Origin of the sequence: Streptomyces coeruleoprunus (genome assembly GCF_039542925.1) — a bacterium.
GTDB lineage: Bacteria > Actinomycetota > Actinomycetes > Streptomycetales > Streptomycetaceae > Streptomyces > Streptomyces coeruleoprunus.
Genome location: NZ_BAABIT010000001.1, coordinates 7,480,515 through 7,499,142, shown reverse-complemented (window position 1 = coordinate 7,499,142; position 18,628 = coordinate 7,480,515). Strand labels below are relative to the sequence as shown.

General features: G+C 73.3%; 22 protein-coding genes. 14 read left to right on the top strand and 8 right to left on the bottom strand.

The window, feature by feature from the left end:
- Positions 1-180 precede the first annotated feature (180 nt).
- Positions 181-1,119, bottom strand: coding sequence for a helix-turn-helix transcriptional regulator (locus ABEB09_RS33525; RefSeq protein ID WP_345693682.1), 939 nt, complete (start codon positions 1,117-1,119; stop codon positions 181-183).
- A gap of 98 nt (positions 1,120-1,217) precedes the next feature.
- Here ABEB09_RS33525 and ABEB09_RS33520 point away from each other — a divergent pair, with 98 nt between their 5' ends.
- Positions 1,218-2,009: an NAD(P)H-dependent oxidoreductase gene (locus tag ABEB09_RS33520; protein WP_345693681.1), complete on the top strand. Its 792-nt coding sequence runs from the start codon at positions 1,218-1,220 to the stop codon at positions 2,007-2,009.
- Positions 2,010-2,075: 66 nt separating this feature from the next.
- On the opposite strand, the gene ABEB09_RS33515 is transcribed toward ABEB09_RS33520, so the two are convergent.
- On the bottom strand, positions 2,076-2,855 hold the full coding sequence (locus tag ABEB09_RS33515) for an SDR family NAD(P)-dependent oxidoreductase (RefSeq protein ID WP_345693680.1): 780 nt from the start codon (positions 2,853-2,855) through the stop codon (positions 2,076-2,078).
- Between the two features lie 167 nt (positions 2,856-3,022).
- Positions 3,023-3,718: a TetR/AcrR family transcriptional regulator gene (locus ABEB09_RS33510; protein ID WP_345693679.1), complete on the bottom strand. Its 696-nt coding sequence runs from the start codon at positions 3,716-3,718 to the stop codon at positions 3,023-3,025.
- A gap of 174 nt (positions 3,719-3,892) precedes the next feature.
- Here ABEB09_RS33510 and ABEB09_RS33505 point away from each other — a divergent pair, with 174 nt between their 5' ends.
- Positions 3,893-4,354 (top strand): hypothetical protein, encoded by a 462-nt coding sequence (locus ABEB09_RS33505; RefSeq protein WP_345693678.1) that lies wholly within the window; start codon positions 3,893-3,895, stop codon positions 4,352-4,354.
- Between the two features lie 127 nt (positions 4,355-4,481).
- Here the strand turns inward: ABEB09_RS33505 and ABEB09_RS33500 are convergent, their stop codons facing one another.
- Together ABEB09_RS33500 and ABEB09_RS33495 are read right to left on the bottom strand one after the other, a co-directional pair.
- Complete coding sequence (locus ABEB09_RS33500) at positions 4,482-6,086, bottom strand: ABC-F family ATP-binding cassette domain-containing protein (protein WP_345693677.1); 1,605 nt, start codon at positions 6,084-6,086, stop codon at positions 4,482-4,484.
- 154 nt (positions 6,087-6,240) lie between these two features.
- Positions 6,241-6,681 (bottom strand): hypothetical protein, encoded by a 441-nt coding sequence (locus tag ABEB09_RS33495; protein WP_345693676.1) that lies wholly within the window; start codon positions 6,679-6,681, stop codon positions 6,241-6,243.
- Positions 6,682-6,821: 140 nt separating this feature from the next.
- Here ABEB09_RS33495 and ABEB09_RS33490 point away from each other — a divergent pair, with 140 nt between their 5' ends.
- The 3 genes from ABEB09_RS33490 (at position 6,822) to ABEB09_RS33480 (ending at position 10,818) form a co-directional block, all read left to right on the top strand.
- Positions 6,822-7,901, top strand: a complete 1,080-nt coding sequence (locus ABEB09_RS33490; protein WP_345693675.1) for a lactonase family protein — start codon at positions 6,822-6,824, stop codon at positions 7,899-7,901.
- 402 nt (positions 7,902-8,303) lie between these two features.
- The gene (locus ABEB09_RS33485; protein WP_345693674.1) at positions 8,304-10,400 is read left to right on the top strand and encodes a hypothetical protein; all 2,097 of its coding nucleotides are present in this window, start codon (positions 8,304-8,306) and stop codon (positions 10,398-10,400) included.
- A 127-nt stretch (positions 10,401-10,527) separates the two neighbouring features.
- Positions 10,528-10,818 (top strand): hypothetical protein, encoded by a 291-nt coding sequence (locus tag ABEB09_RS33480; RefSeq protein ID WP_345693673.1) that lies wholly within the window; start codon positions 10,528-10,530, stop codon positions 10,816-10,818.
- A 133-nt stretch (positions 10,819-10,951) separates the two neighbouring features.
- Here ABEB09_RS33480 and ABEB09_RS33475 read toward each other — a convergent pair whose 3' ends face one another.
- Positions 10,952-11,527, bottom strand: a complete 576-nt coding sequence (locus tag ABEB09_RS33475) for a TetR/AcrR family transcriptional regulator (protein WP_345693672.1) — start codon at positions 11,525-11,527, stop codon at positions 10,952-10,954.
- A gap of 82 nt (positions 11,528-11,609) precedes the next feature.
- On the opposite strand from ABEB09_RS33475, the gene ABEB09_RS33470 reads away from it, so the two are divergent.
- The 6 genes from ABEB09_RS33470 to ABEB09_RS33445 all read left to right on the top strand — a co-directional run bounded on the left by ABEB09_RS33470 (position 11,610) and on the right by ABEB09_RS33445 (position 15,405).
- A complete protein-coding gene (locus ABEB09_RS33470) occupies positions 11,610-12,038 on the top strand; it encodes a nuclear transport factor 2 family protein (protein ID WP_345693671.1) in 429 nt (142 codons plus the stop codon).
- A 106-nt stretch (positions 12,039-12,144) separates the two neighbouring features.
- Positions 12,145-13,032 (top strand): SDR family oxidoreductase, encoded by an 888-nt coding sequence (locus ABEB09_RS33465; RefSeq protein ID WP_345693670.1) that lies wholly within the window; start codon positions 12,145-12,147, stop codon positions 13,030-13,032.
- Positions 13,033-13,138: 106 nt separating this feature from the next.
- Positions 13,139-13,330 (top strand): hypothetical protein, encoded by a 192-nt coding sequence (locus ABEB09_RS33460; RefSeq protein WP_345693669.1) that lies wholly within the window; start codon positions 13,139-13,141, stop codon positions 13,328-13,330.
- Between the two features lie 109 nt (positions 13,331-13,439).
- Positions 13,440-13,625: a hypothetical protein gene (locus ABEB09_RS33455; protein ID WP_345693668.1), complete on the top strand. Its 186-nt coding sequence runs from the start codon at positions 13,440-13,442 to the stop codon at positions 13,623-13,625.
- A 110-nt stretch (positions 13,626-13,735) separates the two neighbouring features.
- On the top strand, positions 13,736-14,926 hold the full coding sequence (locus ABEB09_RS33450; protein WP_345693667.1) for a GDSL-type esterase/lipase family protein: 1,191 nt from the start codon (positions 13,736-13,738) through the stop codon (positions 14,924-14,926).
- Positions 14,927-15,000: 74 nt separating this feature from the next.
- A complete protein-coding gene (locus tag ABEB09_RS33445; RefSeq protein WP_345693666.1) occupies positions 15,001-15,405 on the top strand; it encodes a hypothetical protein in 405 nt (134 codons plus the stop codon).
- A 45-nt stretch (positions 15,406-15,450) separates the two neighbouring features.
- On the opposite strand, the gene ABEB09_RS33440 is transcribed toward ABEB09_RS33445, so the two are convergent.
- Positions 15,451-16,569, bottom strand: a complete 1,119-nt coding sequence (locus tag ABEB09_RS33440) for an alkene reductase (protein ID WP_345693665.1) — start codon at positions 16,567-16,569, stop codon at positions 15,451-15,453.
- Positions 16,570-16,634: 65 nt separating this feature from the next.
- Between ABEB09_RS33440 and ABEB09_RS33435 the strand changes: the two genes are divergently transcribed.
- Positions 16,635-17,105, top strand: a complete 471-nt coding sequence (locus ABEB09_RS33435; RefSeq protein ID WP_345693664.1) for a MerR family transcriptional regulator — start codon at positions 16,635-16,637, stop codon at positions 17,103-17,105.
- A 4-nt stretch (positions 17,106-17,109) separates the two neighbouring features.
- The gene (locus ABEB09_RS33430) at positions 17,110-17,301 is read left to right on the top strand and encodes a hypothetical protein (protein WP_345693663.1); all 192 of its coding nucleotides are present in this window, start codon (positions 17,110-17,112) and stop codon (positions 17,299-17,301) included.
- A gap of 30 nt (positions 17,302-17,331) precedes the next feature.
- Here the strand turns inward: ABEB09_RS33430 and ABEB09_RS33425 are convergent, their stop codons facing one another.
- Complete coding sequence (locus tag ABEB09_RS33425; RefSeq protein WP_345693662.1) at positions 17,332-17,676, bottom strand: MerR family transcriptional regulator; 345 nt, start codon at positions 17,674-17,676, stop codon at positions 17,332-17,334.
- 140 nt (positions 17,677-17,816) lie between these two features.
- On the opposite strand from ABEB09_RS33425, the gene ABEB09_RS33420 reads away from it, so the two are divergent.
- Positions 17,817-18,623, top strand: a complete 807-nt coding sequence (locus ABEB09_RS33420; RefSeq protein WP_345693661.1) for an aminotransferase class IV family protein — start codon at positions 17,817-17,819, stop codon at positions 18,621-18,623.
- Positions 18,624-18,628 lie beyond the last annotated feature (5 nt).

Below are 18,628 nucleotides of genomic sequence, written 5' to 3'. Positions count from 1 at the left end.
AGGCCTACGGGGTCAGGGCGGTGTACGAGCCCGGCGACCCGGGCTTCGCCGGGAACCGTGGGCCATGGATCGGGACCCGTGGGGCCGGGAACCGGGAGCGTAAGGGCTGCCAGCCGGGAGCCGGAGGCCCGAGGCCCGAGGCCGACGCCCCATCAAGGCACGCACCGGTGACGGCCCGCTTCACCCGCCGACCCCACGGGCGGACCCGGCGGGGCGGGCCAGCCGGGCGAGGGCGGCGGCCTCCTCGCTGCCCTCCTCGGCGCTGAACACGTGGACGACCAGGCCCGTCTCGCCGGGCGCCGCCGGTACGTGCAGCGTCTCGTAGTCCAGGGTCAGCGTCCCGGCCTGCGGGTGGCGCAGCCGCTTGTGGCCCGCGGCGCACATCACGACCTCGCCCGTGTCCCAGATCCGGCGGAAGTCGCGGCTGTGCACAGCCAGTTCGGCGACGAGTGCGGTCAGTTCCGGGTCGTCCGGGTACCGCCCGGCGGCGACTTGGAGCTGTCCCACGGCTTCCCTCGCCCTGTCCTCCCACTCCGGGTGGACGGTGCGCGAGGCCGGGTCGAGGAAGAGGAAGCGGGCGTTGTTCCGGTCGCGGCGGGCCGGTCCGTCGAGGCCGCCGATCAGTTCGGCGCCCAGGCCGTTCCAGGCGACCACGTCGAGGCGGTGGTTCGTGGCGAAGGCGGGGAAGCCGCTCAGCGAGTCGAGGATCCGCCGCAGCACGGGACTGACCCGGGCCTCCGGTGCCGGACCGCGCCGGCTGCCGGCGAGGTTGGCGAGGTGTTCGCGCTCGGCCGCGTCGAGGCGCAGGGCTCTGGCGAGCGCGTCGAGCACTTCGGGGGACGGCTGGGTGGCACGGCCCTGTTCGAGCCGGACGTAGTAGTCGACGCTGATGCCGGCGAGTTGGGAGAGTTCCTCGCGGCGCAGTCCGCGTACGCGTCGCCGGCGGCCTCCCGCGATGCCGACGTGCTCCGGCGCGACGCGGGCGCGACGGGCCCGCAGGAAGACGCCGAGCGCCCGGCGCGGGTCGCCGAACGCGTCGGCGGTGCGCCCGGCTTCGGCATTCCCGTCCGGTTCCGCCTCTGCTCGGTCCTTGCGCACCGCCTCGTCCACCCCGTTCACGCCCTCCAGTATGGGTGGCCCTCGCGGTACCAGGATCGCCGGTCCGCCGGTCGCACAGGGTGCTGGCCGCCGTGCCGCGGCCGGGAGATCGTGGCCGCATGACCACGTACGACACACCGTCGCAGCCGAAGAAGATCCTTGTCGTCACCGCTCACCCGGAACCCCGTTCCCTCAACGCCGCCCTGACCGCGTTCGCGGTCCGGCACCTGAGGGCGGCGGGCCACCAAGTGCGGGTGTCCGACCTGTACGCCATGAAGTGGAAGGCGCAGGTGGACGCCGACGACTTCCCCGATCACGCCGACGGCGGGCGGCTGGACGTGCTGGCCGGCCACGAACGGGCCACGCTGGCGGGCCGGCTGACGCCCGACGTCGCGGCCGAGCAGGAGAAGGTGGTGTGGTCGGACGCGGTGGTCCTGCAGTTCCCGCTGTGGTGGTTCTCCGTTCCCGCGATACTCAAGGGCTGGTTCGACCGGGTGTTCACCAACGGGTTCGCGCACGGTCCCGCCGTGCCGCCGCCCTACAGCGAGGGGGCCCTTGGGGGGCGTCGGGCGCTGGTGTCGGTGACCGTCGGGGCCCGGGAGTCGGCGTTCTCCGACCGGGGCGTCCACGGGCCGCTGGCGGACGTCCTCCACCCGGTGCAGCACGGCCTGTTCTGGTTCACCGGCATGGCGCCGCTCGAACCGTTCGCGCTGTACGGCACCGTCGACGTGTCGTCGGAACGGTTCGAGCGGGCCCAGCGGGAGTACGGGCGCAGGCTGGACGGGCTCTTCACGGACCCCCCGGTCCCGTTCCGGACGCTCACCGGCGGCGACTACGACCGGGAGATGCGGCTCCTGCCGGGCCGGGAGGCGCCGGGAGCACACGGCCTCGGCCTGCACGTCAGCCCGTAGACGTACGCGTGGAGGTACGAGCGTGGCCGCGGGCGAGGACGCCCGAGCGGCGTGCGAGCACAGCGCTCAGTGCACCGAGAATCCGCCGTCGACGAAGACCGACTGCCCCGTGACGTACGCCGAGGACGGGCCGGCCAGGAACACCGCCGCGCCGGCGAAGTCCTCGGCCAGGCCGTTGCGCCCCACCATCGTGCGGGCGGCCAGCGCGGCCACCTTGTCGGGGTCGGACGACAGCCGGGCGTTGAGCGGGGTCATGACGAAGCCGGGCACGAGGGTGTTGCACGTGACCCCGTACGGCGACCACGCCTCGGCCTGCGAGCGCGCCAGCGACTCCAGGGCACCCTTGGACACGCCGTACGCGCCGCTCTGGACGAACGCGCGGTGGGCCTGCTGCGAGGTGACGTGGATGATCCGCCCGTAGCCCCGCTCGGCCATGCCGGGCCCGAACCGCCGGCCCAGGAGGTAGGGCGCCTCCAGGTTCACGGCCATGGTCGTGTCCCAGACCTCTTCGCCCAGCTCGCCCATCGGGGGCCGGAGGTTGACGCCCGCGGAGTTGACGAGGATGTCCGGCTCCCCGAACGCCGCGACGGCCTCCTCGGCGGCCGCGCGTACCCCGTCACGGGTGCCGAGGTCGGCGCTGACCCACGCGGCACGGCAGCCTTGCTCCTCCAGTTCGCCGACGGTGGCGACGAGTTCCGCCTCGCGGCGGGCCACGACCACCACGGCGGCGCCCGCGCGTGCCAGGGCGGTGGCGATGGCCCGGCCGATGCCGGAACTGCCGCCCGTCACGACCGCGACCCGGCCGTCCAGTGAGAAGAGCTGGGAGAGGTATGCCTGCGACGTCATACCCGCACCCTAGACGGCGTGCCCGAGCCACGACGCCCGGGTCCCCGGGCACCCGACTGGAGCACCGCATCCGGGCGCCGGGCGGGCCGGCGCCCTGCGTGACGCGGGAGTTCGCGTTCCACCCGTCACCGGGGGCCGCGCCAGGCGTGACGTACGCCCGTCCTTCCTCACGGACCGACGGCCCCGCGTGCGGCGGCCGCTTCGTGGGCGGGGGTGCCGCCGCCCGGTCCGGTCGTGCCGGTCGGCGTGGGCGGGAGGCCGAGCACTCCGCGGACCGCCCGCTCGATGAGTTCGGCGTCGTGAGGGGCGTGGCCGGCCAGGAGGATGCCGATGCCCTCCACGGCGCCGACGTAGGCGCGGGCCGTTTCCCGGGGCGGCGGCCCGGGTGGGAGGGAGCCGGCGGCGCGTGCGGCGGCGATCTGTTCGCCGATGCTGTCGAGGGCGTCATCGATGATCTTCTCGATCAGCCGGCCGACGGGATGGTCCTGTCCCGCGAACTCGACCCGCAGGGTCATCATCACCCGGGCCACGTCCCGGCGGCAGTAGACGGCGTGTCCGCGGGCCGTCGCGAGCAGCGCCTCGACCGGGTCCGTCTCCTGCGCGGCGAGCCGGCCGACCTCGGCGCTCCACGTCTCGTCGACCCACCGCACCACGGCGAGCGCCAGCTCCTCCTTGTTGGCGAAGAGGTGGTACAGCGCCCCGCGCGTATAGCCGGCCTCGCGGGCGACGCGATCCAGCATCAGATTCGCGTACCCGTACCGGGACAGTCCCCGCGCCGCCGCCTCCAGCAGCGCGGCTCTCGTCCGGGCGCGCCTCTCCGCCTGTGTCCGGCGCCGCCCGCCGTCCGGTTCCGCTGTCGCCACGGTCACCACCACCCCAACTCACATACATGCATGTACGCATGTTACGTTGGGCCCGATCGTGCTGCTACTCGGCAACTGCCCGAGAGGAGTGGGAAGATGAAGACCCAACGGGGAACCACCGACGGTTCACGCCCGCAGGAATCGCAGCGGGATTCCGGGGTGACAGTCCATCAAGTGCACGACATTCCGGAGTCGGTCCGCGCGCTCGGCGGGATCGGCGACCCGCACTACGCCGACTTGTTCACGCTCACGGCCGACCGCGTCCCGGAGAGGTCGGCGGAGGAGTGGGCTCGTACGGCGCTCGAAGACATCGCGGCCTGGCAGGGACAGTTCGTCTGGCGGGTGCTGCTCCGGCTCCGCCTGCGCCTGAAGTGGCGCGGGGCGGCGACACATGTGGCCGGGTGGAGGATCGCCGGCCGTGGTGACGGCTGGCTGCGGCTGGAGGCCCGCTCCGCCTGGATGACCGGCAACCTCCTCTTCCGGGTCGAGGACGACCGGCTCTCGCTGGCCACGCTGATCCGCTACGACCGCCCCAAGGCGGCCCGCGTCTGGTCGCGGCTGGCGCCGACGCACTGCGAGGCGGTGCCCGGCCTGCTGCGCCAGGCGTATGAGACCGGGCTCCGCCGGCTGAGCTGACGCTCCGCCCGCCAGGAACGACGGACGGGCCGCTCGGCGGCCACCGACCGGGCGTGAAGGCCGCACAGGGCCTTCGCGCCCGGTCCCGCTTCCGGCGCCCCGGTCCGGCGAGGCGTCAGGCGAGGGGTCAGGCGAGGGCGACCAGGTCGCGGTAGTCCTCCGTCCACAGGTCCTCGTCCGCGTCGGGCAGGAGCAGGACGCGGTCCGGGCGCAGGGCGTCGACGGCGTCCTCGTCGTGGGTCACCATCACGACGGCCCCCGGGTACGAGCCGACCGCCGCCAGCACTTCGTCGCGCGAGGCGGGGTCGAGGTTGTTGGTCGGCTCGTCCAGCAGGAGCACGTTGGCACCGGAGTGGACCAGTCCGGCCAGGGCCAGGCGGGTCTTCTCGCCGCCGGAGAGCACACCGGCCGGTTTGTCGGCGTCACTTCCGCCGAACAGGAACGATCCCAGCACGCCCCGTGCCTCACCGTCCGTGAGGTGCGGTGCGGCCGCTGCCAGGTTCTGCCGTACGGTGCGGTCCGGTGCGAGTGTGTCGTGCTCCTGGGCGAAGTAGCCCAGCCGCAGCCCGTGCCCGTGCACCACCCGGCCGCTGTCCGGACGTTCCGTACCGGCGAGGACGCGCAGCAGGGTCGTCTTGCCGGCCCCGTTGAGGCCGAGCACCACCAGGCGGCTGCCGCGGTCGACGGCGAGGTCGACGCCGTCCAGCACCCGGTGGTCGCCGTAGGACTTGGTGAGGCCGATCGCGCCGAGCGGCGTCCGGCCGCAGGCCTGCGGTTCGGGCAGCCGGATTCTGGCGACCTTCTCCACGCGCCGGGCCGGTTCGAGCTCGGCGAGCATGCGGTCCGCGCGGCGGGCCATGCTCCTTGCCGTGACGGCGGTGGCCGAGCGGGCCTTCATCCTGTCCGCCTGGGCGTGCAGGGCGGCGGCCTTGCGCTCGGCGTTCGCGCGTTCCCTGGACCGGCGGCGCTCGTCCGCCGCGCGCTGGGCGAGGTGGGTGGCCCAGCCGGTGTTGTGGACGTCGATGGTGGCCCGTGTGGCGTCCAGGTGGAACACGCGGTTGACGACGTCGGCGAGCAGCCGGGTGTCGTGGCTGATCACCACGAGGCCGCCCCGGTGGCCCTGGAGGAAGGCGCGGAGCCAGGCGAGGGAGTCCGCGTCCAGGTGGTTGGTCGGCTCGTCGAGCAGCAACGTGCCGTCGTGGCCGGCGAACAGGATGCGGGCCAGCTCGACCCGGCGCCGCTGGCCACCGGACAGGCTGCCGACGGGCTCGCCCATCACCCGGTCGGGAAGGCCCAGACCGGCGGCCACGCGGGCGGCTGCCGCCTCGGCGGCGTAGCCGCCCCCGCTCTGGAACGCGGCTTCGGCGCGCGCGTAGGCGTTCATGGCCCGCTCCAGCGCGACGGGCACGTCCGCCTTCGCCATGGCGGCCTCTGCGGCCCTCAGCCGCTGCAGGGCCCGGTCCAGGCCGCGTGCGGAGAGGATCCGGTCGGTGACGGTCACGGCCGGGTCGGCGGCGCGGGAATCCTGCGCGAGGAAGCCGACGGGGCCGGTACGGGTGATGGTGCCGGCGACGGGCGTGGCGTGACCCGCCAGGGCGGTCATCAGGGTGGTCTTGCCGGCGCCGTTGCGGCCGACCAGGCCGATGCGGTCGCCGGGAGAGACGGTGAAGGAGAGGTCGGACAGCAGCAGGCGCGCACCCGCGCGCAGCTCGACACCGCGGACGGTAATCATGAAGTAACGCTCCGAGAAAGCAAAAGGACACACTTCTGGCGTGGAAGCGGGTCCTCGGCTAGGAAACTCGGGGCGTAGACATGCCGACACCGTAACCGATGCCCCGGCGATGCCGCAGCGTGATTTTGTGCGGTGTGATCCGGCCCCTCGGGCGTCAGAGCGACATGAGGCAGTAGAGGCGGTGGCCGGATGCCTGTGCGTGCCGGGCCAGCGATGCCAGCCCCTGGAGGTACTCGGCCAGCGCCTCGGGAGCGGCCTGTCCCTGGAATTCCTCGATCTGCGACCAGGGAACGGCGACCGCGCCCAGCCGCTGGGGAGTCGCCGCGGCGAGCGCGTCGCGGAGTTCATCGGTCAGCGTGGTGAGCCAGCGGGCCTCGTCCTCGGGGTCGCTGAGGAGGTGACCGAAGCGCGGGTGCGCGGTCACGTCGCTGTAGGGCTCGGCCCGGAGCAGGCCCTCGGCGGCGCCGAGTTGCACGTACGCGTCGATGCCCTTCGTCAGGTACGTCGGGAAGCCGGCGGCCCGCGGCCCGTCGTCGAAGGCCGACCGTGCCGCGTCGTCGTCGGGAGCGCTGAAGTAGTCGTAGAGGTTGCCCATGCCCCGCATGCTCTCTCACGGCCGCGAGGCCCCGACACCCGGCCGGACCAGTCGGCGGGGCCGGGCGGTGACCACGGTGCACGGCCCGTCGTTGACCCGCGAGCGAATCCGGAGAAGGCACGACGGAGAGGAACACCCCCATGGACGGCGTGGAGCGCGGGAACGGAACGAGTGGGAACGGCGGCGGGCGCTGGGCGTACATCGGCTCCTTCACGTCCGGAGGCGGCCGTGGCATCACCGTCGCGGCCGTGGACGAAGGGACCGGGGCGCTGACCCCGGTGACGGATGTCGAGACCGCCGAGAACCCTTCCTGTCTGGCTTTGGCGCGGGACACCGGGGTGCTCTACGCGGTGAGCGACGCGGAAGCGGGCGCGGTCACCGCCTTCCGGACGGGCGCGGGGAGGCTCGGTGCGCTCGGCCCGGCGGTGGAGGTGGGTGGCGCCGGCCCGACCCACCTCAGCGTGGCCGGGCGCCATCTTCTGACCGCCAACTACGGCTCGGGCAGCGTCAGCAGCCTGCGCCTGGCAGCGGACGGCACGCCTTCCGGGCCGCCCACCGTCCTCGCGCACCTCGGCTCGGGCCCCGACCCGGACCGGCAGGCGGGACCGCACGCCCACCAGGTGCTGCCGGCCCCCGGCGGACGGTGGGTGCTCAGCGTGGACCTGGGCACCGATTCGGTACGGGTCTGCACGCTCGACTCGGCCGGCGGGGTGCTCCGCGTGCACGCGGAGACGGCGCTACGGGCCGGGTCCGGGCCGCGCCACCTGGCCTTCCACCCGGACGGCGAGGTGGTCTACGTGCTGCACGAACTGGAGCCGCAGCTGACGGTCTGCCGCTGGGACCCGGCCTTGGGGCGGCTCGATCCGCTGTCGGAGGTCGCGATCGACACGGACCGGGTCCCCGAGGGCGTACGCGCCTACCCTTCCGTCGTCTGCGTCTCGCCCGACGGGCGCTTCGTCTGGGCGGCGGTGCGCGGCGGCAACACGCTCGACACGTTCTCCCTGGCCGACGGCGCCGACAAGCCGCGGCTGACGAGCAGCGTCGACTGCGGCGGCAGCTGGCCCCGCGACCTGGTGGCCGACCCCTCGGGCCGCAGGCTGTACGTCGCCAACGAGTGGTCCGGCGACGTCACGTGGTTCGACGTGGACCCGGCGAACGGCCGACTGCGCCGAGCGGGGACGGTGGAGATCCCGGCTGCCGCATGCGTGGCCCTCTCCTGACCGGCCGCCGCCTCAGGTGGTGACGCCCCGACGTCGCTTGTACAGGCGCCGGACACCGACCAGCCCCGCGCCCGCGGTGAAGTCCGCGCAATCGAGATCTTGGGCGTGGGCGACACCTGACGACGGGGCCACCGAGGCGAGCGCCAGAACAATGCCGCACGGGAAGGGGTCGTGGCCGTCGCCGGCAACCGGATTGCCTGCCGGGCCCTTTGACCAACCGGGGCGCTCGCTCGGCCGCCGTACCGGCCCGGTGGAGCGTCACGTCGGTTCCGTAGGGCTCGATGTGCCGTTGGCGAAGTCGCCCTACCGGTCGCGGCATCGTGACCGCGGCGGCCACTGTCAGTGGTGAGGGTCAGACTGGTGATCATCATGGCCGGTGTGGCGGGTCTTCAGGAGAGTGGTGTGTTCAGCGGAATCGATGAGATCGACTGGGCGTCGATGTCCCATGCGTACGGTGACGCCTCCGACGTGCCCGTCATCCTGCGCGGACTGGCGTCGGCGGACCAGGAGGAACGCGAGGCGGCGCTCGACGCGATGTACGGCGCCGTGCACCACCAGGGTGACGTGCACGACTCCACGGTGGCGTGCGTCCCGTTCCTCTACGACCTGGTGGGCACCCCGGGCCTCGCGGACCGCGGCGCGATCGTGCAGCTGCTGTGCAGCATCGACGGGGACGGCCGGGACTTGGGCGAGCTCGACGTCTGGACGGACGACGAGGACGAGTACGCGGCCTGGCTCGACAACTACGCGCGCGTGGAGACGGAGATCCGCCGACGCAGCCCGCTCCTCCTCGACCTCGCGGACGAGGACCCGGAATTGAGGGCCCAGCTGCCCATGGCCTGGGTGCGGCTCCACGAGGACACCACGCGGGTACGGGACCTGCTGCTCGCGCGGCTGGCCGTCGAGCGTGAGGCGACCGTATTGCGGGCCCTGGCGACCGCTCTCGGTGAACTGGCGTTTCGCCGGAGCCGGTTCACCGCCGAGGCGGCCGTGGCGCTGCGGGGCCTGGTCGCCGACGACAGCGGCGATCCGGGACTGCGGCTGTGCGCGCTCGTCCAGCTGGCCAGATGCGCGCCGGGCGATCTGCCGGAGGACGCGGTCGCGACGGCCGCGGAGGTGATGAGGGTGGCGAGGGAGGCCGGGGACGCGGCGCCCGGGCCCACGGCGGAGCCCTCTGCACCACCGACCACGATGATCGCCTACCTTCGCGCGCTGCGGGCCCGCCACCACCCCTCCCCTGTGTCGCCCTGGGCGACGGACCTGATGGGTGACCTCCACCGTGCGCTGGGCGACCGGGTACGGGAGCGCTTCGCCCTGCTGGAGGACCAGTTGCGCAGCCCCGACTGGGGGCAGCGGCGTGAAGCGATCGACATGGCAGGCGCCCTGCTCAGCGGCTGGCGCGGCCCGCATGAGGAGTCCGTCCGGCTCCTGGGCGAGCAGCTGTACGAGCCGGAGCACCGGCTGGTCAAGTGGGCGGCCGGCGAACTGGAATGGCTGCAGGCCATCGGTGGCCCGGCGGCCGGCGCGCTGGCCGAGCGGGTCGCGGCGGGGCCTCGGTTCCCTCTCCAGCGCGATTGGGAGGACACGACGTACGGGGCGTGCCTGTCGGCCCTTGCGGCCCAGGGCGATGGCCGAGCGGTGCCCGGCCTGGTCGACGTCCTCGCGTATGGCAAGGTGCCGGAGCACCTGGGGGCGTGGCTGGGGCGTATGGCCCCGGAGTCGGCGGCTCCGCTCGCGCCCGTGCTGCATGACAGGCTCGCCCGGACGGACCCGTGGCGGGCGCCGTACCGTACGGAACGGCTTCTCGAAGCCCTCTCCGTCCTCGGCTCGCCCGAGTGCCTGCCGCTCGCCCTGCGCATCCTGCGCGACCGGGACGGTCGCGGCGTCCGCCTGCAGGACGCGGCCCTGAAGGCCTTGGCCCGCCTGGGCCCCGCCGCGTGCGCCGAGGCGCTGGCCGCGATGCCGGACGTACGCCGTACGGCCGGCGATCCCTCGGCGACCTACCGTCTGTACGCGGCCGCCGTCATCGCCGAGGCGGAAGGGGCGACCCGCGCCGTCCTGGCCGCTCTCACCGACGCCTTGACCGGCGACCGGGGCTTCGCCCGGCATCTTGCCTTCACGATCGTCGACCGCCTGGGCCCCGCCGCGGCCCCACTGCTCCCGACGCTCCGCACCCTGGTCGCCCAGGAAGCCTCCGAACCGGCCGGCGAACTCGCCACCGCCCTGTGGAGAGCGGGCGGCGACCACGAGGAGTCCCTCCGTGCGCTCCTCGCCTCCTGGCGGGCCACGCGACGGAACCGCCCCTCAGTGGCCCGCGCCCTGCACGCCATGGGCCTTGGGGCAGCGGAGGCCATATCCCTCGTCCGGGAGGAGGTGTCCCACCCACGCCGGTACGGCAACGAGGACAGCATCCCGGACCGAAGCCGCCGCCGCTACGACTGCACGACCGACGAGCTCCTCCTGCACCACTGCACGGAAACCCTGGCCCTGCACTCGTGAGGCGATTCGTCCACCCCTCGCCCGCCTTGGCATGGCGGCTCGGACCGCCCGGCGTCGTGCGGTCCGGAGGTGTCCCGCATCGGGCTATTGCCCGTGTCCTGGAACCCCGTGCGGCGTTGGTCCCGTTATGACCAAGACTCAGCGACTTTTCGTTGCCCTCGCCGTCACCGCGGGGGCCTCCGCGCTCGCAGCGCCGTCCGCGCACGCGGGCGTCGTCCCGATCGGGCCTCAGGGGCCGTCACTCCTCAGCCAGGTCGAGAGCCTCTCGATGAGTGGGGTGGCGCCCGAGTACCGCTCGCAGGTGCCGAGGCTGACCCAGCAGTTCGGCGGGCTCGCGGGGCTGCAGAAGCTCGGCGAGCTCCGGCAGGTCGTCGCCCCTGTGGCGCCCGTGCTGGGGCTCGTGCCCGGCATCGGCTGAGCCCTCTCGAGCGCGTCCGGTGCCGGGCGCCCGGGAATGCGGGTCCGGCACCGGCGCGGGCGTGCGCCCCAGGCCTGGGTGCTCCAGCCGCGCGGCCAGCCCTGGGGCGGACGCACCACGCTTTGCAGCCCCGTCACGCGGATGCCGACAGCAGCCGTTCGGCCGCCTCCCGCGCCTCGCGGGCCGGTCGGGGCGAGCCGGTGACGGCGGCCGTCGTGATGGCGCCCTCGGCGAGCAGCATGAAGTGCGCGCCGGTCGCCGCCGGCGCTCCCGCGTCCCGCACCAGGTCGTCGATGTAGCGGCGGAACGCCTCCTTGTGTCCGCGCGCGGCCGCGGCGACCTCGGGCGAGCCGGCACCCAGCTCGCCGAAAGAGTTGATGAAGGCGCAGCCCCGGAAGCCGGGCTCCTCGAACCACCCGTGCAGCCAGTCGAAGACCGCGAGCACCCGGTCGGACGGCGGGCCGTCCACCCCGTCCACGTACGCGGCGAGGCTGCGCCGCCAGCGCGCGTCGCGCCGTAGCAGATACGCCTCCACCAGGGCGTCCTTCGACGGGAACAGCTGGTACAGCCGCCGCAGGGTCACGCCCGACGCCGAGCGGACGGCGTCCATGCCGACCGCCTGGATGCCCCGGCCGTAGAACAGCTCCTCGGCGGCGTCCAGGATGCCGTTCCGGGCGGCTTCGTTGTCCATGTCGCTGCTCCGTTGCATGAGAACCATCGTTCTCGTAGGGTAGCCCACGGCATGAGAACGACCGTTCTCATGCCGTCCGCCGACTCCCCGAGGAGATGTCGTGTCCGAGCCGCGCCCGCCCCTGCCGCCCTTCACCGAGGACACCGCCCGCCGGAAGGTCCAGCTCGCCGAGGACGCGTGGAACACCCGCGACCCCGAGGGGGTCGCCCTCGCCTACACCGAGGACTCCGAGTGGCGCAACCGCGATGTCTTCCTCAAGGGACGGGACGAGATCGTCGCCTTCCTGACGGCCAAGTGGCAGCGGGAACTCGGCTACCGGCTCCGCAAGGAGCTGTGGGCGCACACCGGCAACCGGATCGCTGTCCGCTTCGAGTACGAGTACCACGACGCCACCGGCCAGTGGTTCCGCGCGTACGGCAACGAGAACTGGGAGTTCGACGACAACGGCCTGATGCGCAAGCGTTACGCCAGCATCAACGACCTGCCGGTCACCGCCGCCGAACTGCGTATCGCCGACCCGGCCGGCTGAGGGCGGCGGGCGGCCCGGGATTCGGCCCGCACGTGGTGGGAACGCGGAGAGGCGCGGCCGCGCGACCCGCGCCGCCCTGCCCCTGCCGACTGAGGAGGCGGACGCCATGACCGATGACCGCCGGGCCCCGGACCCCCGCACCCTCCACCCGCGGCCCGACTTCCCCGAACAGCACCAGCCGCACCCCGGCTGGACCGAGCCGATGGAGCCGCGGCCCGACCACGGCGAGGACTCCTACGAGGGCCACGGACTGCTGCCCGACCGCGCCACCGTGGTCACGGGCGGCGACTCCGGCATCGGCAGGGCCGTCTGCCTGGCGTACGCGCGCGAGGGCGCCGACGTCCTGTTCACGTATCTGCCGGAGGAGCAGGACGAGGCCCGCGAGACGGCCCGCCTGGTCGAGGAGGCGGGCCGGAAGGCCGTCGCCGTGGCCTGCGACATCCGCCAGGAAGAGCAGTGCCGCGCGCTGATCGGCCGGGCCGCGGACGAGTTCGGCCGGATCGACGTCCTGGTCAACAACGCCGCGTTCCAGATGGCGCAGACCGAGGGGATCGAGGCCGTCACGACCGAGCAGTTCGACCGGGTGATGAAGACCAATCTCTACGGCATGTTCTGGCTGACCAAAATGGCCCTGGCGCACATGCACGAGGGCGGTTGCATCATCAACACCACGTCCGTGCAGGCCTACAAGCCCAGCCCGCCGCTGCTCGACTACGCCATGACCAAGGGCGCCATCGTGACCTTCACCCAGTGCATGGCCCAGATGCTCGCCCCGCGCGGCATCCGCGTGAACGCGGTCGCCCCCGGGCCCGTCTGGACGCCGCTGATCCCCGCCACCATGCCCGAGACCGCCGAGTTCGGGAAGCAGGCGCCCCTGGGCCGCGCCGCCCAGCCGGCCGAGATGGCACCCGCGTACGTGTTCCTCGCCTCGTCCGGTGCCGGGTTCATCACCGGCGACATCGTCAATGCGACCGGGGGGACCCCGCTGCCCTGACCCGCCCTCGCCCAGGACCGACCCGGCACCGCCCAGCGCCCCCGTGGAGTCGCTCCCCCGGACGCGGTGGCCGTGTCCGGGGGTGCGCGTGCGCGTTGACCCCCACATGACTCCGACGACGATGCGGCCGGGCCCCATCGGCGCCCAGCGCACCAGCGAAACGGTTCCCCGGTCCGCCATGGAGCCGATCTTCACGGAACTCGCCCGGCGCTGGGAGCAGGCCGGACGCACCGTCCCCGGCCGCCACGACCCCGAATGGGCCCGCCTGGCGCGACGCAGCCCCTGGCCACCCCGCTGATCTCCTGCCGCCGGGCCCGCCGGTCACCCGAATGGACCCGTACGGCAGCGCCCCGGCCGCGACCGTGATGGGCTGGGGACAAGTTCCGTCCACCGCACGGAGAGCCGCCATGTACGAAATGCACATCGGCACGGCCGCCACGGGCACCGGCCTGGTGTGGCATGTCGTCGCCCACGACCGCGCCTCCGCCCTCTGCGGGCAGCCGCTCCACGAGGAGGAAGCGGAGACCGACCGGCACTGCTTGCACTGCATGACCATGTTCCAGGAACTGATGCGTCGGACGACACGGTCCTGAGCCGCCCCGCCCCGACACCGCGCGGCTTCGCGCCGGTCGCCTGGCCGGATCGTTGCCGTGCGCCAGGAAAATCCGCTGCGGGCCCGGCTGCCGGTCGGCAGGCTGTGATCATGGACTCCCCGCTCGGCGATCCCGCCACAACGGCCTGGATCAGCACGCCCGTCGACGCCCGCCTCCTGCGCGGCGCCCTCGAAATCGAACGCACCGCCCGCGGCGTGCTCCCGCACCGGCTGCCCGCCCGGGCCCGGGCGCAGGCTCCGGAGAACCTGGCCATGGTCGAGGCCCAGCCCTCCGGCGTGCGGCTGGCCTTCCGTACGCGGGCCACCGCCGTCGAGCTGGACGTGCTGCCCACGAAGATCGTCTACCGGGGCGCGCCCGCCCCTCCGGAGGGCAGGTACGACCTGCTGGTCGACGGCTGTCCGGCCGGGCGGGCGAGCGCAAGTGGCGGGAACGTCCGTATCGTCGACATATCGACCCATTCCGCTGTCACGCGTCCGGGACCGGCCGGCACCGTGCGCTTCGCCGGGCTTCCCGACCGCGACAAGGACGTGGAGATCTGGCTGCCCCAGGCGGAGATCACCGAGGTGATCGCCCTGCGCACCGACGCTCCCGTGGAGGCCGCTCCTGATCGCGGCCGCAAGGTGTGGCTGCACCACGGCAGTTCGATCAGCCATGGGTCCGGCGCCGCGGGCCCGGCCACGACGTGGCCGGCGCTGGCCGCCGCACGGGGAGGCGTCGAGCTGATCAACCTGGGCTTCGGGGGGAACGCGCTGCTCGACCCGTTCACCGCGCGCGCCATGCGGGACACCCCCGCGGACCTGATCAGCGTGAAGATCGGCATCAATCTCGTCAACACCGACCTGATGCGCCTGCGGGCCTTCTCCCCCGCCGTCCACGGCTTCCTCGACACGCTCCGCGAGGGCCATCCCACCACGCCGTTGGTGGTCGTCTCCCCTCTCCTGTGCCCGATGCAGGAGGACACGCCGGGCCCGATCGTGCCCGACTTCGACGCACCTCGGCTGCGGTTCCGGACCGTCGGCGGCCCGGCCGGCCACTCCCACGGCCGGCTGACGCTCCGCGTCATCCGGGACGAGCTGTCCCGGATCACCGCTCGACGGGCTGCCGAGGACCCGCACCTTCATTACCTGGACGGCCGCTCCTTGTACGGCGAGGCGGACTTCGCCGAGCTGCCGCTGCCGGACGAGCTGCACCCGGACGCCGCCACCCACCGCCGTATGGGCGAGCGCTTCGCCGCGTGGGCCTTCGGGCGGGGCGGTCCCTTCGCCGTCCCCGGCTCCTGAGCCGTCCGTCGGGACCGCCTGCCGACGTGAGGCCGGCGGCCGGGGTGCACGGCCGTCCCGGATACGATCTTCGGATGGCTCGCAGTGGCAAGAGGGCCCGGCGCCTCGTCGTCGGCGGAGAGACGTTCCTGTGGTCCGTGGGCCACAGCCACAAGGTGCTGGGCAACGGGCGGTACGAGGGGTGCACCGAAACGGTCGACCTCCGCCGGTTCAAGGCGAGGGGGCGGCTCCGGGTCCTCTTCCGGTCCGGACCCGGGCGGTGGGTGAGCGACGGGTACATGATGGTCTCGGGTGCCGTCGCCACCGAGGACGGGCGGCACCTGAACCTCTGCGAGCCCGGGACCGCCAGGGCGTTGCTGGACGAGGCGTTGGCGCGGGGGTGGGAGCCGGACGACCCGGTGGTCCGGGAGCTGGACGGCTGGTCCCTGTTCGACGCAGTGGCCGAGCGCCGTGGCGCGGCCCCGACCCCGCCCGTGTGACGCCCCGGCGGTTTCCGACGGGATGGGCGGCGGCGAGGCGGCACGTCAGCGTCCTGCCGGTTCCGGGGTTCCGATGGCGGGGTAGTCGGTGTAGCCGGTCTCCCCGCCCGTGTACATGAAGTACTGGTCACGCACCGGGTTGAGGGGTGCGCCGGTGCGGAGACGTTCGACCAGGTCGGGGTTGGCCAGGAACGGGCGGCCCAGGGCGATGAGATCGGCTCCGGCGGCCAGCAGCCGCTCGCTCGCCCCCCTGCCGCCGTCCGCGGGCAGCGGCCCTCCCCACCCGAGGACCGGGTTGCCGACGAGGGTGCCCGGCCACGCCTTCCGTATCCACGGGAAGAGGGGCTGGTCCGGGTCGGCGAACACGAGGTGCAGGTAGGCGAGGCCCTGGTCCGCCAGCGCGTCGACGAGTGCGGGGTAGATGTGCTCGGTGTCGCCCTCCTCGATGCCGTTGACCGTGTTGGCCGGGGAGATGCGCAGGCCCACCCGGTCGGGGCCGATAGCGTCGGCGACGGCCCGCACCACCTCGACCACGAAGCGGATCCGGTGCGCCACCGGTCCGCCGTACGCGTCGGTGCGGTGGTTGGTGCCCTCGGCCAGGAACTGGTGGAGGAGGTGGCCGTTGGCCGCGTGCACCTCGACGCCCTCGAACCCGGCAGCGACGGCGTTGCGGGCGGCGGAGGCGAAGTCGGCGATCGTGGAGCGGATGTCGTCGGCCGTCATCTCGCGCGGGACGACGGAGGGCCGGCGGCCGGAGGGGGTGTGGATCGTCTCGGGGAGCGGGATGGGCGAGGGCGCGACCGGTGTCAGTCCGCTGGTGTCGGGGTGCCCCACCCGGCCGCCGTGCTGGAGCTGGACGAACATCCGGCCTCCGGCGGCGCGCACGGCGTCGGTGACCTGCCGCCATCCGGCGACGTGGCGTTCGTGGTGGAGGGCGGGGATGTGGGGGTAGGTCTGGCCCACCGCGTTGGGCGTGGTGGCCTCGGCGATGATCAGCCCCGCGGAGGCGCGCTGGGCGTAGTAGGTCGCCATGATGGGCTGCGGGACACCGTCCGCCGCGGCCCGGTTGCGGGTCAGGGGCGCCATCACCAGCCGGTTCGGGAGGTGGAGGGGGCCGAGGCGGGTGGGTTCGAAGAGCCGGGACTCGGCTGCTGTGTTCGTCATGCCGGTACCGTAGAAGTTGACATCAGTGTCAGGTTCAAGTCGCGGGCGGACATGCGGGGTGGGCGGTGCGGATCGGTGAACTGGCGCGGCGCAGCGGGGTGAGCGAGCGGTCCCTGCGCTACTACGAGAAGCAGGGGCTGCTGCGGTCCGAGCGCACGCCCGGGGGTCACCGGGACTACGGCGAGTGGGCCGTCGACCGGGTCATCCGGATCCAGGCGCTCTACGCGGCGGGGCTGAACAGCAAGAAGATCGCACGGTTGCTGCCGTGCATGCGGGACGTGGACGGCGGGCCCAACGAGTTCGCCACCCCCCGGCTGGTCGAGGAGCTGGTCGTGGAGCGGGACCGGATCACGCGACTGATGGCCGAGCTGGCGCGTTCCCGTGAGGTCCTGGACGAGGTGATCGGAGCGGCTTCCGCCGGTCTGGAGGGTGCCTCGGCGTCCGGCGGCGACCCGTCCGGGGGACTTCTCGCATCCGCGGGGGTGCCGGTGGGCAGCGATGTCGGCGTCCTGAACCCTCAGGGAAGAAAAAGGTGATTGCATGCGTCGTCGTCGCCCGACGGCTGTCCTCGTGCTCGGAACGCTCGCCCTGATCGCGGCGTTCGCCGCTCCGGCTTCCGCTGCCGTGGCGAACCCCTCCCCCGTTCTGCCCCAGCTGGAGACCCTGGTCTCCGAGGGCGTGAACATCGAGGGCCCGCTGATCAACAACTTGGGCCTGCCCAAGGGCCTCTGACCCCACTCGGGGCGCCGTACGGTCGGTGCCTCAGGGCTGCGCCAGGTAGCGGGCGAGAGTTCCGCGGGTGCGTTGGAGGGCGTCGATGCGCTCGTCGATGGCCTCCAACTCCCCGTGCAGGATCTCCCGGAGGTCGGCGCACCAGTCGAAGCCCGGCCCTTCGCCCCGGGCGCACGGCAGCACGGAACGGATCACTTCGGTGGACAGGCCCGCGTTCAGCAGGGCCCGCACCTGACGCACCGTCACCACCGAGTCCTCGTCGTATTCGCGGTAACCGTTGGGCCCGCGGCGGGCGTCGAGCAGTCCCTGCTCCTCGTAGTAGCGCAGGAGCCGTGCGCTGACGCCCGTACGCCGGGACAACTCCCCGATCAGCATCCGACCGCCTCGTTCGGGTTGACCTTCACATCGATGTGAAGCCTTAACGTCGGGGAACGGGGCGGGCATTCCACTCCCCCGTGGGCCGATGTCCCGATCCCGATCCCGATCTTTTGATCACCGTACTGCTGGAGTGATGCATGACCTCGTTCGTCGTTCAACGCAACGGCCGGGCCGCGACCGCCGGGGAGTTGGCCCCGCTCGCCTTCGCGGGCTACGCCCACTTCACCGCCATGCAGGTGCGCGGGGGCCGCGTCCGGGGCCTCGATCTGCACCTGCAGAGGCTGCGGTCGGCCTCCATGGAGCTGTTCGGCAGGGCGCTTCCGGACGATCGGGTGCGGGCCTTGCTGCGGGCGGCGCTGGAGGCGGGTCCGGCCGACGTCTCGCTGACGGCGACGGTGTCCTCGCCGTCGGGCGAGTTCACGGCGGGGGGCGGGACCGACGGAGTGTTGGACGTGCTGGTGCGTACCGGCCCGGCCGCCTCGGCGCCGGAGGGCCCGTTGGCCCTGGCGCCGGTCCCGTACGAGCGGGTCCTCCCGGCGGTCAAGCACGTGGGCGAGGTGGCGAAGACGTACTTCCTGCGCAGGGCCGTCGCCCAGGGCTACGACGACGCGGCCTTCGTCGACCGCCGGGGCCGGCTCAGCGAGGCGTCGATCTGGAACCTGGCCTTCTGGGACGGCGGCGCGGTGGTGTGGCCCGAGGCGGAGATGCTGGGCGGGGTCACGATGGGCATCGTCCGGCGGCGGCTCGACCGCCTCGGTGTCCCGCAGCACGTCCGGGAACTCACGCTCGCCGACCTGCCGAGCCTGGAGGGAGGCGTGGTCATGAACTCGTGGACTCCGGGCGTGCCGATACGGGGCATCGGCGACACGCCCCTGCCACCGGCGCCGTCCTTCGTGGACCTGCTGCACCGCGCGTACGAGGCCGAACCGCTCACCGCGCCGTAAGGCGG